At 45.4% G+C, this 15,392-nt stretch carries 14 protein-coding genes; 4 read left to right on the top strand and 10 right to left on the bottom strand.

The features are described from left to right. Positions 1–3: 3 nt before the first annotated feature. The gene (locus tag VIS94_17010) at positions 4–2,409 is read right to left on the bottom strand and encodes a 3-hydroxyacyl-CoA dehydrogenase/enoyl-CoA hydratase family protein (GenBank protein HEY9162779.1); all 2,406 of its coding nucleotides are present in this window, start codon (positions 2,407–2,409) and stop codon (positions 4–6) included. 190 nt (positions 2,410–2,599) lie between these two features. On the opposite strand from VIS94_17010, the gene VIS94_17005 reads away from it, so the two are divergent. The 4 genes from VIS94_17005 to VIS94_16990 are packed head-to-tail and all read left to right on the top strand — an operon-like array spanning position 2,600 to position 6,173. Next, positions 2,600–3,475, top strand: a complete 876-nt coding sequence (locus VIS94_17005) for a DMT family transporter (GenBank protein ID HEY9162778.1) — start codon at positions 2,600–2,602, stop codon at positions 3,473–3,475. 56 nt (positions 3,476–3,531) lie between these two features. Then, positions 3,532–4,746, top strand: a complete 1,215-nt coding sequence (locus tag VIS94_17000; protein ID HEY9162777.1) for a hypothetical protein — start codon at positions 3,532–3,534, stop codon at positions 4,744–4,746. Position 4,747: 1 nt separating this feature from the next. Next, positions 4,748–5,374 carry a nucleoside 2-deoxyribosyltransferase gene (locus VIS94_16995; protein HEY9162776.1) on the top strand — a complete coding sequence of 209 codons (627 nt, stop codon included), beginning with the start codon at positions 4,748–4,750 and terminating at the stop codon, positions 5,372–5,374. 22 nt (positions 5,375–5,396) lie between these two features. Continuing rightward, a complete protein-coding gene (locus VIS94_16990) occupies positions 5,397–6,173 on the top strand; it encodes a lysophospholipid acyltransferase family protein (GenBank protein ID HEY9162775.1) in 777 nt (258 codons plus the stop codon). A 23-nt stretch (positions 6,174–6,196) separates the two neighbouring features. Here the strand turns inward: VIS94_16990 and lspA are convergent, their stop codons facing one another. The 9 genes from lspA to rapZ all read right to left on the bottom strand — a co-directional run bounded on the left by lspA (position 6,197) and on the right by rapZ (position 15,392). Further along, positions 6,197–6,721: a signal peptidase II gene (lspA, locus tag VIS94_16985; protein ID HEY9162774.1), complete on the bottom strand. Its 525-nt coding sequence runs from the start codon at positions 6,719–6,721 to the stop codon at positions 6,197–6,199. Continuing rightward, a complete protein-coding gene (ileS, locus tag VIS94_16980; protein HEY9162773.1) occupies positions 6,700–9,483 on the bottom strand; it encodes an isoleucine--tRNA ligase in 2,784 nt (927 codons plus the stop codon). Before ileS ends, lspA begins: the two co-directional genes overlap by 22 nt. Before the next feature lie 131 nt (positions 9,484–9,614). Continuing rightward, positions 9,615–11,051, bottom strand: coding sequence for a hypothetical protein (locus VIS94_16975; GenBank protein ID HEY9162772.1), 1,437 nt, complete (start codon positions 11,049–11,051; stop codon positions 9,615–9,617). Positions 11,052–11,265: 214 nt separating this feature from the next. Further along, positions 11,266–12,183 (bottom strand): dihydroorotate dehydrogenase, encoded by a 918-nt coding sequence (locus tag VIS94_16970; GenBank protein ID HEY9162771.1) that lies wholly within the window; start codon positions 12,181–12,183, stop codon positions 11,266–11,268. Continuing rightward, positions 12,180–12,905: a dihydroorotate dehydrogenase electron transfer subunit gene (locus VIS94_16965; protein HEY9162770.1), complete on the bottom strand. Its 726-nt coding sequence runs from the start codon at positions 12,903–12,905 to the stop codon at positions 12,180–12,182. The genes VIS94_16970 and VIS94_16965 overlap by 4 nt, the downstream gene beginning before the upstream one ends. 39 nt (positions 12,906–12,944) lie before the next feature. Next, a complete protein-coding gene (locus tag VIS94_16960) occupies positions 12,945–13,622 on the bottom strand; it encodes a PTS sugar transporter subunit IIC (GenBank protein ID HEY9162769.1) in 678 nt (225 codons plus the stop codon). Further along, positions 13,619–14,104, bottom strand: coding sequence for a PTS sugar transporter subunit IIB (locus VIS94_16955; protein ID HEY9162768.1), 486 nt, complete (start codon positions 14,102–14,104; stop codon positions 13,619–13,621). The genes VIS94_16960 and VIS94_16955 overlap by 4 nt, the downstream gene beginning before the upstream one ends. After that, positions 14,104–14,511 (bottom strand): PTS sugar transporter subunit IIA, encoded by a 408-nt coding sequence (locus tag VIS94_16950; protein HEY9162767.1) that lies wholly within the window; start codon positions 14,509–14,511, stop codon positions 14,104–14,106. Before VIS94_16950 ends, VIS94_16955 begins: the two co-directional genes overlap by 1 nt. Next, a complete protein-coding gene (gene rapZ, locus VIS94_16945) occupies positions 14,511–15,392 on the bottom strand; it encodes an RNase adapter RapZ (protein HEY9162766.1) in 882 nt (293 codons plus the stop codon). Before rapZ ends, VIS94_16950 begins: the two co-directional genes overlap by 1 nt.

Genomic DNA, 15,392 nt, shown 5'->3' with positions numbered 1-15,392 from the left:
TGCCTACAAGAACAGCGGTTTGCCGGTGGCCATGATGTTCTCGGCCATTTTCTGCGTGTTCTCGGTCTTCCACAGCTCAACGAATGCTTCTCTTTCCAGCTTCTGCAGATATTCTTCGCTGACCAGTGTTCCTGATGGTACATCTCCGCCCGACATGCAGAATCCTATCTTCTTGGATATCAGTTCCATATGAGGAGTGATCTTCCAGCCGAGTCTAAGGTTCAGCATTTCAGCCTCAATCATGCCCTGTGCTTCCCGTCCGAATACCGGTATCTTCTTCTTGAGCGGGGGCGCATATCCGTCTTCAACCATCCTGAGGACCTCTTTCTTGGCTTCACCGATAAGGTTGTCGCGGTTCATGACAATGCGGTCTTCTGCAGTGAGGAATCCCCTCGCCCTTGCTTCCTTGGCAGACATTGTCGTCTTTGCCATTGCCACACACATGAATGCCTCGAGGAAGAATCCCGCATAGTCTGTAACCTTTGAAATTTCCGGTTTGGACGTGATTGTTTTTCTCCAGAGATTTATCATGCCGCAACCGCCGGGAACAAGACCTGCACCGATTTCGACAAGTCCTATTATCAGGTCCATATGTGCAACAATCCTGTCGGATGCAAGGCATACTTCACATCCTCCGCCGATTGAAATTCCGTAAGGGGCTGCAACTACCGGGAACGGGGCATAACGCAGGCCCATGATTCCGGAATGGACATTCTTAATGAAATTGTCTATCTCGTCGAATTTGCCTTCTTTTGCAGCTCCCAGCATGTACGCCAGGTCTCCGCCGGCCGAAAATGCGCCTGGCATACCGCCAGCCTGATTTCCAATCACCATGCCGACACCGTTTTCATTTACATAATTGCCAGCTTCAGACATGAAATCGACCATAACCTTGTTGATCGCGTTCATCTTTGAATGGAATTCGAGGCAGAATACGCCGTCTCCGATGTCTATCAATGACGCTGAAGGCGATGTCTTTACGACCTTGTTCTCAGCTCTCAATGCCGCAAGGCTTATAGCTGAAGGATTGACCTTGACAGCCTTGTATGTGCCCGATGCGAAGTCATAGAACATCTTTTTGCCTTTTTCCAGCTTGTAGAAAGATTTGGCGCCCGATGCGAGCATCTTCTCGACGTTAGCCGGAATCTTCATTCCTTCCGCTTTCATCTTCGCTACAGACTTCTCCACTCCGATTGCATCCCAGGACTCGAATGGACCGAGCTCCCAGTTGTATCCCCATTTCATTGCGTTGTCGATTTCGACAACAGTATCGGAAATTTCCGGAATTCTGTTTGCGGAATAAATAAACGCGCCTGCAACGACCTTCCATGCGAACTTAGCGCCCTTGTCATCTCCGTAAACAACTGCCTGCAGCTTATCGGAAAGGGTCTTGGCTGCTTTTGCCGCATCAAGGCATGCAAATGTCGGTTTTCCAGCTTCTACATACTCACCTGTCTTTGCATCGATAACCAGTTTAACCCTTTTCCCTTCAGGTGTTTTGTCTTTCTTGTAGAAGCCGGCTTTTGTTTTATTTCCGAGAAGTTTCTTGTCCAGCATCGCTTTAATGAAATCCGGGATTATAAATACATCCCTTTCCTCATCGTCTACACACTTGTCATATGTACCCTGAGTAACATGAGTCATTGTGTCGAGACCTACAAGGTCTGCTGTTGCAAAAATGGCAGTCTTCGGGCGGCCGAGTGCCGGTCCGAACAGCGCATCAACTTCGGGGATGGTAAGCCCGTCCTTGAGCATCTGATTGATCGTAAGGCTTATTCCATGGATGCCTATGCGGTTTCCGATGAAGTTTGGAGTGTCCTTAGCCCAGACGATACCTTTGCCAAGCCTGTTCTCTCCGAAGTCGGCAATAAAATCGAGTATCTCTTTCTTTGTTTCGGCACCGGGGATGATCTCAAGCAGATGCATCCAGCGGACAGGATTGAAGAAGTGTGTCCCGAGGAAATGTTCCTTGAAACCTTTGCTCAATCCTTCGGACATGTCTTTAAGAGGAATTCCGGAAGTGTTCGATGAAACGATCGTGTCGGGCTTCCTGATTGTTTCCAGCCTCTTGAAGAGATCCTGTTTGATCTTGAGGTTTTCAACAACGACCTCTACGATCCAGTCACAGTCTGCAAGCTTGTCGAAGTCGTCAGTAAGGTTGCCGGTTGTAATGCGTGCCAGGTCTTCTTTCTGGAACAGCAACGGCGGTTTTGCCTTCTGCAGAGCTTCTATGCCCGCAAGAACAAATCTGTTTCTGGCCTTGGGATCGTTCTTTTCCTCATCCTTCAGGTCGAACGGTACGATGTCAAGAAGTACGACATCTACGCCAGCACCGGCCAGCAGAGCAGCAATTCCGCCACCCATGATGCCTGAGCCGATAACTCCAGCCTTTTTGATTCTCCTAACCATACTACCTCCTGCGTTAGTGATTTATTAACATTTCTATAAAGCCGAAATTTATGATTGAAGAATGAATCAACGTTCAGTCTATACAGCAAGCTCCATGTTAAATCAAGAGTTCTTTATTATAAACATAGTTTTTGTTAATGTACACATCATCATTTTTAACTTGGTTCAGAATAAAGGGTGGTTTTATATTATGAAACGTTTATCTCCCGGAATAACCGGAGTTTTGTGGATGGTTTCATCTTCAATACTGTTCAGTTTCATGGCCGTATTCGTAAGATATGCAAACAGCTTCTACAATCTGAGCGGATGGAAGACTTCCGAGATGAGGTTTGCAGTCTGCATCATGATCATTCTCGTACTCTCATTGTCAAAAAAGTATCCGTTAAAATTTGTCAACTGCTCATGGCTTGCCTCCCGTGGAATTTTTGGCGGAGCAGCCGTCTGTATCTTCTTCTATACTATAAACAAAATCGGTATGGCAAAGGCCACAGTTCTTACTTTCACATATCCTTTATGGGCCGCCGTGCTTTCACCTCTTCTTTTCAAGAAACCTGTTTCAATCGGAATCTGGATTGCAATAATAGCAGCTTCAACAGGGTTGTATCTGATAGTAATACCGCCTGAAGGTATTGACTCAATATCTCTTATGGACTTACTAGCTCTTTTCGCCGGTCTTCTTTCCGGATGGGCAATCCTGTCAATCAAAAAGCTGCATGAAACAGATTCGTCAAGGGCAATATTATTTTCTCAATGCCTGTTCGGACTCATGTTCGCTATTGTCCCATCAGCCAAAGAGGGTTATTCATTTCCGGCAGGGGCTTGGGGAATGCTTGTACTCATCGGTGTTGTAGCTGCAGCAGCCCAGCTCCAGATGACGCATGCCTATAAATTTGTAGGGGCAGCGGAAGGTTCTCTGATCAGCATACTTAATCCTGTACTTAACGTTTTTCTTGGGGTAATATTTTTTAAAGAGCCACTGACACTGAGGATGTTTTTCGGTTGTGCAATTGTTTTTGCATGCTGTGTTTATGCAGCAATACCTGGAGGATACGAGAGAGAGTGTTAGTTCATTTTTTTGCATCAGAATAATCTTTATTATCAAAACAGGAGGACTTTTTAATTATGAAACTTTTTAAAGAAAATTGTTCTGTATTAACTGCAATTCTATTCATCACGATTCTGTCTTGCCCGGCTACAGCCTTTTCCACTCCGTACGATATTGACCCACCGTTTCAGTCGAATACACCCGAATGGCAGGCCTTTCGTCAGCAGTGGGACAAGCACTGGGACGGAAAAAACATCGATCAGCTTATCTCATTGCTCAAGGGGATCGAGAAAACAGACCCGAACAATGTCAGCCTCAATTTGTGGTTTTCAAGGGTATATTGCCTCAAAGGAAAGCGTTCTTCGGGCAAAATCAGATCTGAATCCTTCAATAATGCTGTGACCTATGCAGCAAAGGCCAGAGGTTTAGACAAGGATAACGTCCTGGCTGTAAGGCTTCTTATCGATGCCGCATCAAACATAGATTCATCTGCCTCGATTATGTCAAGATACGGAAACTGGATAAAGGATATATCTCCCCAGCCTTATATTGAAAGTCTCGATCCCATATCCAGTATGCCGGGATGGGATAATTTCGCAAAGCTCTGGGCGTCCCGATATGATATAGACAAGGCGACACAGGCGCAAAAGATGATGGAGGACTGGGCCAGTTCAAACCCTGACAACGGAGCGGTCCAGATATGGGCCATCAGGACATGCTCTTACATGGGTGATTACTTTACCAACGTTGGAGACAGTAAAAAGGGGCTGACATATTACAAGAAGGGAATTACCTACGGTGAAAGGGCAAACAAGCTGATTCCCAATAGTCTCCCGGCAAAATACTGGTACAATGCGTGCCTTGGAAGATCCGTCCAGCACGCCAGTCTGATTAAGAAGGCAAGCCATTTTTCGACATTTTTCGAGCTTGTTCTCTTTTTCTGGCGTGAAAATTCCCAGTATAATAATTTCGGATTCGCAATAACCATGGCGCCAATGATAACAAATGGCGGCTGGGTTACTGAAAAAGGCATGAACGCAGCAGGCGTCACGGCGGAAAACGTTCTTACATCACTGGACATAGCTGCAATAGTATATCCGGACGTGATCCAGATCCCGTATTCGAAGGCCCTCCTGCTCGAATACAAGGGCAGAAAGGGCGAGGCAATCAAGGTTCTGGAAAATCTGATAACAAAGAACCCCGACAAGGGCGGCCCTTCAATCATGGCTGAAAATCGCATCAATATGAAAGAAGCCAAAGAACTGTATGAAAACCTGCTGAAAGGAAAGTAGCGTGGGAGTTAAATACGTCTATTGCTCAGGACCCCTTTTCTGTCCTGAAGAAACGGCCGGCATGTCGGCAATCTCTAAGGTGCTCGAAGACTCGGGATTCATTACTTTCCTTCCACATAGGGACGGAATAGAACGCTTCGTGACCAGATTTATAAACACCCCTTTAAATGTGGATTTAATGGGCAGCAGGAGGAAAATGGACAACGCAATATTCGCCCTGGATGTATATCAGATTGTGAAGAGATGTGACTGTCTCGTTATGAACATGAACGGAAGAGTACCGGATGAAGGTGCCGTTGCAGAGGCAGGCATCGCGTTTGCAGCCGGAAAACCTGTTGTATTATACAAGAATGATGTAAGAACGATATTCAAAGGCGGCGACAATTCAATGATCAGAGGCCTTTCTGCATGTCCGCCTGTCAGCAGACTCAAAATGCTGCCTGATGTCATAAGAAACATTGAGCCATCCGCCGCAAATATTTCAGGAAGACTGCTTAAGGCAGTAAATTACGGAGAAAAGATATGGTCTTTTCTAAAGCACGTCCCGTCATCAGGATTGAACACTAAAGAGCAGAATGAAATTATAATTGAAATAATGAGGATATCAGAGGCTCAGGCTGACAATTAATCTATTAACAGGGAGGAAATTCATGCACAATCCTTTGGTTAATACGTTAAAAATCATGTGGCTTTCTTTATGGGCTGTAATTGCCACTCTGGTGCTTTTCATACCCATTACATCAGCAGCCATATTTAGCAGAACCGGCAACCTCGCATTCACCCTTTCCAAGCTCTGGGCATACACCCTGCTTACCGTAACGAATGTTCGTCCTCATATTACTGGAAAGGAAAAGATCAAAAAAGGTCAGTCGTACATAATCATTTCGAACCATCAGTCGGAATTCGACATACTCGCGCTGGTGACCACTCTCGGCATTCAGTTCAGATGGATTATAAAAAAAGAACTGAAAAAAGCCCCTCTTTTCGGTTATGCCCTATATAAGTCGAGGAATATCTTTATCGACCGGTCAAACACAAAAGATGCCATAAAGAGCATCAACGAAGGCATCAACAGGCTTCCGGAAGGCACTAGTGTCATGTTCTTCGCCGAGGGAACCAGGAGCAATGACGGGAACATTCAGCCATTCAAGAAAGGCGGCTTTATGATAGCAGTCGAAAGAGGTCTTCCCATACTTCCTGTTACCATCAACGGCAGCCGCAGGACACTGCCAAAAAAAAGCCTCGTCTTCAGTCCCGGCCCGATTGAAGTAATAGTCGGTGAGCCAGTTGAAACCTCGGGTTATTCCCAGGAAACCATACAGGAACTGATTGACAAGACCCGCGAAATAATTATCTCAAACTATAAGATAAATTATCCTGATAATGAAAGCGGCCGTAAAACCGGCCTCGTTTCATTAGCTTTATAATTCATCTTGATAACGGATGTCTTTCATCCGGTTATCAAGTCTTTTTTTCCTTTTTTTTCAGGAACGAAAAAAGTGTAGATCAGAAGTCCTACCATACCGACGGAGATATACATGTCGGCAACATTGAATGTAGGCCAACGGTATGTGAATGCATGGACGTTTATAAAATCCACTACTTCATTATGAACAATCCTGTCTGTCAGGTTTCCGATTGCACCTGCAAGTATCAGACAGAGTATCGCCTTCAATATCAGCGAGTCATCGTTGGACTGTTTAAAAATGATGAATATTGCAATTACGGCAATTGCTGTCACTGTAAGGAAGAATGCAAGTCTGTATGAATCCGGTATGTCCTGCAGCAGGCCGAATGCAACCCCTGTGTTCCTGACATGTATGATCTCGAAATAGTTCGGAATCACGGATATGCTGTCACCTATCTGCATTCTTGACAGTATTGCCCATTTCGTTATCTGATCAATCAGATAGAGCGGGAGCAGCATCATAAGCCCCCACTTCAGATATGATTTCATTTCAGCTGAAAAGCGCATCTTGCACATACCTCCGGGTGATCTTTATCGGCACCTATGTCTTTACTGTAGTTCCAGCATCTGGGACACTTTACTCCGGTTGATTTGGCAACTGCAATACCAAGCTGCCTGAATATTTCGCTTTCAACAAACGGGCCGCTGCCTTTTGCCACTTCGACTTCCGATACGATAAACACATCCTTGAGGAAGTCTTTTACTGAATCGACAAAAGCAAAGGTGTCACCATCAGCAGTTATTTTTACTACTGCATCTAGAGGATGCCCGATAATTTTATCACGTCTTGCCTGTTCCATGGTTTTAGATACTTCCTGTTTGAGTGCAATTATTTTCGCCCATTTCGCTGCCAGGGCATCGTCCTTCATTGCTTTTTCAACAACAGGCATAGCTGAAAGGTGTACGCTTTCCTCCTTGCCTTCAAATGCAGGCATATAATCCCATATTTCTTCTGCCGTGAACGAGAGAATCGGGGCAACAAGTCTGGTAAGACTGGAAAGAATATTGAAGAGCGCGGTCTGGGCAGAGCGTCTGTCCAAGCTGTCCTTCTTGTAGACATACAGCCTGTCCTTCAATATATCGAGATAAAAGGCGCTCATATCCACAACGCAGAAATTATAGATCTGCTGGTAGATGGCATAGGGCTCGAAATCATCATAAGCCTTCCTGACCTTTTCAATGAGATCCTGAAGCAGATGAAGGGCGTAGCGGTCAAGTTCAAGCATATCGGTATAAGCAACAGCGTCTTTACCGGGTTCAAAATCAGAGATGTTGCCTAATATGAACCTGACTGTATTTCTTATCTTGCGGTATGTCTCGACGAGCCGGTCTACTATTTCATTTGAGATGCGTATATCGTTGGTATAGTCCTGGGCGCTGACCCACAGTCTTAAAACCTCGGCGCCGTATTTGTCTATTATTTCCTGCGGGGCTATTGTGTTGCCAAGAGATTTGGACATCTTGCGGCCTTCGCCATCAACGACGAAACCGTGTGTGAGGACGGAACGGTAAGGGGCGTCTCCTCTCGTACCAACGGAACACAGCAGGGTCGAATGGAACCATCCTCTGTGCTGATCAGAACCTTCGAGATACATGTCAACAGGCGAGCCGATCCTATCGTCTTTTTCACATACTGCCGCATAACTCACTCCCGAATCAAACCACACATCGACAATGTCCTGTTCTTTTTCAAAATCAGTGAATGAGCAGTTCGGGCATTTGGTCCCTTTTGGCAGCAGCTCTTCAGCGCTTAAAGCAAACCAGGCATCCGAACTTTCTTTAGCGAATATGTTGGCAACATTTTCGGCCGCCTCACCCGAAATCAGGACCTCGTTACATGATTTGCAGTAAAATACAGGAATAGGAATACCCCAGGCCCGCTGACGCGAAATGCACCAGTCAGGTCTGTTCAAAATCATGTTGTATATCCTGTCGCGCCCCCACTCGGGAATCCAGCGTACCTTATCGATTGCTTTCAAAGCTTTTTCGCGCAGGCCGTTATGTTCCATTGATATGAACCACTGCCATGTCGAGCGGAAAATGATAGGACTCTTGCACCGCCAGCAGTATGGATAGGAATGGGAATACTTGTCTTCATTAAGCAAAGCGCCCTTTTCAGACAGCACCCTGTTTACATTCGGATTGGCATCGAAAACGAACTGCCCTGCAAAGCCTTCTACATCTTTCGTGAACTTTCCGTCATTATCGACCGGCGCATAAACATCAAGACCGTACTGCTTTCCTATCTCATAGTCTTCCTCGCCGTGACCCGGGGCAATATGTACACATCCAGAACCTGTATCAAGGGTTACAAAGGGTGCGTTAATAATCAGCGAATCACGCTCATACAGGGGGTGACTTGCCTTCATGCCTTCAAGCACCTCACCCTTGAATACTGCAAGAGTCTTGTATTCGCTGATTCCGGATGCTTTCATAACGCTTTCCACAAGTTCGGACGCTATTATCAGGACATCAAACCTGTCGGTCTTTACAGCAGAATATTCCATGTCCGGATGCAGTGCTATAGCCAGATTGGCAGGTATCGTCCAGGGAGTGGTGGTCCATATTACGATATATACACTCTCCCCCTCAAGCTCAGGCATGATTCCGGAAACATCTGTTTTCATTCTGAATCTGACAAATATTGCGGGCGTTACCTGATCATGATATTCGACCTCGGCTTCGGCGAGCGCCGTTTTACATTTCGCACACCAGTAAACAGGCTTTCTCGCCTTATAAAGCGAGCCTGCTGAAATAAACTTCGCAAGCTCATGTGCAATTGCCGACTCGTATTCATTTTTCATAGTAAGATACGGGTCTTCCCAGAGCCCCAAGACCCCGAGCCTTTTGAATTCGTCTCTCTGTATATCAATAAACTCCAAGGCATACTTTCGGCACTCTTTCCTTATATCAAGCTTGCCTAGTTCGGCTTTCCTTTCCCCCATGTTGATTTCGACCTGATGCTCTATCGGAAGGCCGTGGCAGTCCCATCCAGGCTTGTAAAAGGTATCGTACCCCATCATGAAAAAGGATTTGACAATTATATCCTTTAAAATCTTATTGAGCGCGGTTCCAAGGTGTATATGGCCGTTGGCATACGGAGGCCCGTCATGGAGTATGAACTTTCTCCTGCCTTTGGATTTATCAATTATCTTATTATAGAGTTCTGTTTCCTCCCAGCGCTGAAGAAGTTCGGGCTCTTTTTTTGTTAGGCTCGCCTTCATGGGAAATGCAGTCTGCGGCAGACAAAGCGTATCCTTGTAATCCATCACTACCTCCTAGAATATTCATCGTCTGTATCGCATGAATCCTCTAATTGTCAATGCCAGAGGTTTTCCTGCAGACAAATAAAAAAGGCCGGTATGAACCGGCCTTTTTTAAATGTTTTCAAATTTCAGTTCTATAAACCTAATACACTTGGGATGTCATGGTATTCACTCTTGAATATCTGAGAATTCGCACCATCGGACTGTTCCCAGGAAATCGCCGCATTGCCGCTGCTGCTCATGACGACCTGGGGAAGAATGGCATCCTGATTGTCCTGGCTTATATTATCGGTCAGTGACTTAGGTACTGACCAATTAAGGAGCTGAGCCGGCAGCCCTGAAATCGCACGGAATTCACTCTTGAATATCTGGTACTTTCCGGCAGCCTCGTTCTTGGAGTCTCGCTGATACCAGACAATAATCGAATTTCCTTTATTGTCTATCGCTACCTGGGGCAGCCATGCAGACGTATCTGCAACACTTATACTGTCTGTTATGCTGCCGGGATGCGTCCAGATTTTGTTTCTCAATTCACTTTTGTATATCCTCACAATACCACTATCAAGTTCCTGTTCCCATGTGATAACGGCATTCCCGCTGTCGTTAAGTGCAACCTGCGGATAGTATGCATTACCGGCATCAGGACTTATGTTGTCTGTCAGTCCTGCCGGATGCACCCAGGCTCCATTTGAAAAAACACTCATAAATATCTGATACCTGAAACCGTCTCTCTGCTCCCAAGTTATGATAGCCTGACCCGAATCGTTCATTGCCGTCTGAGGATAGTATGCATCCTCGAAATTAGGACTGATATTATCCCCAATACTTAAAGGGTTCACCCACATGCCATATCTTCGTTCACTTTTGAATATCTGCCAATTAGCCCCGTCAGACTGCTCCCATGCAACTATTGCATCCCCTGATTCATCCATTGAAACCACCGGGTAATATGCGTTCTGTCCGTCAGGACTTATATTTACGGACGCGGCTCCCGGATGTATCCACAAACCGTTTGTACGTTCACTCTTGAATATCTGGTAAAATGCCCCGTCAGACTGCTCCCATACAATCACTGCATCTCCTGAAGTGTTCATTGCAACCCTGGGATAATTTGCATCTGTTCCCGCGGGGCTTATGGAATCATCCAAACCGACAGGATGTGTCCATATCCAGTTGTTTCTCTCACTCTTATATATCCTGTAATTTGCTCCATCATGCTGGACCCATACTATAATTGCATCCCCGTTATCATTGATTGCAACTCTCGGATAATATGCATTTCCGCCTTCGGGGCTGATATGATCAGTAAGTTTGGTCTTTGTCCATGCCCCGTTTACAAACTCTGCCTTGTATATCAGGGAATTTGCTCCATCGGACTGTTCCCATACAACCAGACCGATCCCGGTTGAGTTGATGGCCATCTGTGGATTTTTTGCAGGCTGGCCGTCAGGACTTATATTGTCTGTAAGATTTGCCGGATGCGTCCATTGTTTACAGCCGGATGACAAACCGCCAGCAATAACAAGGAAAATTAACATGATACATAGTTTGAATCTAAACGGATTTTCCATAAGATCTCCTTAATAAATTGTTTCTGAATGAATTGACATCCCTTTGCGTTCACAATTCATCATAATCTTAAAATATTTAAATATGCAAAAAACATGCAAAATTCCAACTTGTTGAAATCAATAGTCTCATCATAATCATGTTTTTTTGAATTTCACACTTTGATGAAAATATTTTCTCTGATACTGGAAATTATTTGCTTTATCTCTTCGCCCCTCAGATTTCAAGCTTTCCGCATATTTCCTTTAACCCAGTAATTCCATGATCGGATAAGTATCCTGATATGCCTTCGATTATACCAGGCAGACAGAATGGTTCGACAAGAAGCTGTGTTCCGACCTGAACCGCCGAGGCACCTGCAAGAAAGAACTGTATGGCATCCTTATGGGATGCAATCCCGCCTGCCCCTATAACAGGTATCCCTACATGTCTCGATACATCCCATACTATTTTCAGCGCTACCGGTTTTATGGCAGGCCCTGACAAACCTCCAGTAATATTTCCTAGAACGGGCCTTTTTGTTTTTTCGTCAATCACCATTGCAGGTATGGTATTTATGCATGTCAGGGCATCCGCCCCGGCCTCCTGCGCAGAAGCCGCCATCCGGCAGATATCACTGGACATTGGGGAAAGCTTTACTATCAAAGGCTTTTCAGTCTTTTTTCTTACAGAGTATACAAGTTCCCCCAGCACCTCCGGATCTCTGCCAAACTGGATTCCTCCCTTTTTAACATTCGGACAGCTTACATTCATCTCAAGGGCTGCAATACCATCAACACTAAGCTTCTCAGCCATAAGAACATATTCTTCCTCTGAATTGCCAAAAAAATTGACGATGACGGGAGTATTGAATCCTTTCAGAAAAGGAAGCTTTTCCTTAAGGAACTTCTCGATGCCTACATTCTCCAACCCTATTGCATTGACCATACCGCTTGCAGCTTCGGCCACGCGCGGTGTCGGGTTTCCTTCTTTCGGGTTAATGGACAAGCCTTTTGTTACTATGCCACCCATCATATTCAAATCGATAATCCTTGAAAACTCCTCTCCATATGCAAAAGTCCCTGATGCATTCATGACGGGATTTTTAAGCACCAGTCCGCGCCCGAGATCAACTGCCAACTGTGCATGCTTCACCATATGATTTCCTCTGCATTGAAAACAGGCCCCAGTGCACACACACTTTTGTTGCCCGAAACCGTCTTAACGACGCATCCGGCACATACCCCGAAACCGCATGCCATTCTTTCTTCCAATGAAACCTGGCAGGGAATATTCATATGCCTGGATATATCGGCTACTTTCTTCAACATCGCCACCGGGCCGCACGCATATATAATATTCGGCTTTTTCAGGTTCATGCCTGACAGAATATCTGTAACAAGCCCCTTATGTCCGACAGAACCGTCTTCGGTGGCAATCTCCGCCCTGGCCGGTATATAGTCAAAAGGGATGTCTTCTTCAGATCTGGCCCCAATCAGGAAATTTCCTTTTTTAATCTTGTTGTACAGGGACAGTAGAGGAGGAAGACCTATTCCGCCGGCTATGTAGACAGCCTGAGCTTCATCCTCAATTCTGAATCCGTTTCCGAGAGGACCCATAACGGAAATTGCTTCTCCTTCCTTGAGCATTGAAAGAGCGATTGTCCCTTCCCCCCTTGTCTTGTAAAGCAGAGCAAGCACTCCTTCCTTAAGCTCCATTATTCCGAGAGGCCTTCTCAGGAAGGCTCCAGGCGAGGGCGCTTTTACCATTACGAACTGGCCTGGAATGTATGGATCCATTTCGCATTCCAGGCTCAAAAGATAAGTATTTGATGCGATCTGTCTGTTGCTTATGACTGTGGATGTTAATTCCTTCAAGGAGACCTCCATATTTTTATAAAGCCTTTTTTATCCTTATCATGCCAATTTCCACAGTATGGCAGCCGAAATCCCCAGAATGAACGCCCCGACCCAGGAATAACGCGAGTGCATTCTCTTGCCGGAAACCAGGCCTGCAAGGCCTATCATAACTGAAACCGCGGGCATATACGAAAAAACCTTCATGGCTTTCTGAGGCAATACCGGAATAATAAACCATGCGAGAGCCGAAAACACTGCTACGCAGACACCGGTTGTTGCAAGTGCTCTTAAATATACACCCGCCAGCGATTTGATCATAACGGAATCTATTTTATCAAGCCAGTCATCTCCAAGTCTGCCGGGAATATGTTCATTGCTTTTCATGATATATGAATCCATTTCTCTTCCTATAATGAGAGCAGGAAGACACAAAACAAGCGCAAAGCCTGCCGCAGGAAGGTTCTCCATTGTCCGTGAAGCGACATGGGCAACAGGCAGGGCAACAACAGTACAAAAATTTTCGTCATATGGCAGGTAGCCTCCTACCGGAGGGGCATAGAGTCCGATAATCTCCAATGAGACCCCTATCATGAGGGACAACTGGATGTTTTCGAATATCAGGCCGAGAATTACAGAAATAACAACTGGTCTGCTTATCTGTATCTGAAGCGCATACTCTCTATCCATCCAGAGCAATGCACCTATAAATACTGATGCTGTGATGGATGTTATCATTCTCCTAAAGTATCGAGTATATGTTTAATGTCAATCTCTTTTTCCCTCGGTACAGACTGAAGATTAATCGATATCCCCTGCGCCATCATTTCTTTCAGCATCGTGATATCATCTTCATTCACCCAGAACGAATACATCAGCTGCTTATCAGCACCGGATGAACGCATGTTGCCAAGATTTATCCTGGCCAGAATTCCATTTTGTACAATTCTGTATGCATCAAGCACAGAGGACACGATAATCAGGGTCGTTTTATTAACAAGTTCAGGGTCTTCCGAGAGATCTTTTACGCTTTCGACGCCTACCATTCTGAGTTTGATTCTTTCTGGAACAGCCATTGACAGTATAGCCATCTGGAACTGGTCTTCGGCAAGCGTATCATTTGCAACCACAACACACTGGGCTTTCAGATAAGGCAGCCATGATTCGAGTATCTGGCCGTGAATCAGCCTGTCATCGATCCTTATCAGAACAATATTCATTACTTTTTCGCAGCAGGCGCCAGTATTTCAGATGCTATATATATGTTGTTCATTCCGCTCTCTTTCAACAATTGCGCCATTTCTTTTATTGATCTGCTTTCACGTTTCGTTATTGCACCGATCAACATGGGGAGATTGACACCTGTTATGACCTCAACATTTTCTTCAAGGAACGACAGGCTTATATTGGATGGAGTTCCTCCGAACATGTCAGTCAGGATTATTACGCCATTGCCTGTGTTCACTTCTCTGATGGAAGTCTTCAGCATTTTTCTTAGTTTCTCCACATCACTGCCCTGACAGAACGAACATGCCTTCACACCGTCAACATGCCCTACTATAAGCTCTGCAGTTTCAATTAATGACGCTGCAAGATTGCCATGTGCAACAACAAGAATGCCGACCATTAGAGCCCTCCCTGTGTAAGTTCTCGATGAACAACCTTGCAATTGAACTTTGCTTTTTCAACAAGCTGTCCTATTTCCTCGGCTATTGCAACCGACCTGTGCCTGCCACCCGTGCAGCCGATTGCAATATTCAGATACGATCTCCCCTCTTTTCTGCACAAAGGTAATATGAACGATATGAAGCCCTTGGTTTTTTTTATGAAATCTGTATAGACCTTGTGCGAGTTGAGCCAATCCTTGACATCAGGATCAAGTCCGGTTTTTTTCATCAGATTCTCAACAAAATGAGGATTCGGGAGATACCTGACATCCAGGACGATGTCGGCATCAAGAGGAATGCCTTTTTTGAATCCGAATGACCTGACCTCAACATACATGCCTTTCGATGCAATGATCCTTTTCATTATCTCTTTAATACGCCCGGCAAATTCATGGACATTAAGACTGGTAGAATCAATCACGAAATCAGCCATGTCTTTGATGGGAGTCATAATCTCCCGTTCGGCTTCAATGGCCTCAAGCAGATTGGGGTAATTATCGCTGAGAGGATGGCGTCTCCTGGTCTCCTTGAATCTGTTCAGCAGCGAGCCAGTCTTGCTTTCTATGAATATAAGCTTAGTAATGGGCATGGTCTGCTTCATTGCCAGGATCGCCTGCGGAGCCATCTGGCCGAACACATCCGCCCCACCCCTGATATCGACACCGAAACATACCCTTGACAGATTCAAGGATGCAAAATCATATATTTCGACAAGCTTCGAAAGCATGTCAACCGGGATATTGTCCATGCAGAAAAAGCCCTCGTCCTCTATCGCCTTCATCGCACTGGACTTTCCCGAACCGCTCAAACCTGTAACGATAAGGAATATGGGCTGTTTCAT

This window comes from Desulfomonilia bacterium (genome assembly GCA_036567785.1).
Lineage (GTDB): Bacteria > Desulfobacterota > Desulfomonilia > UBA1062 > UBA1062 > DATCTV01.
Note: the sequence above shows the minus strand (reverse complement) of the source record. Positions and strands in the feature narration are given on the sequence as shown.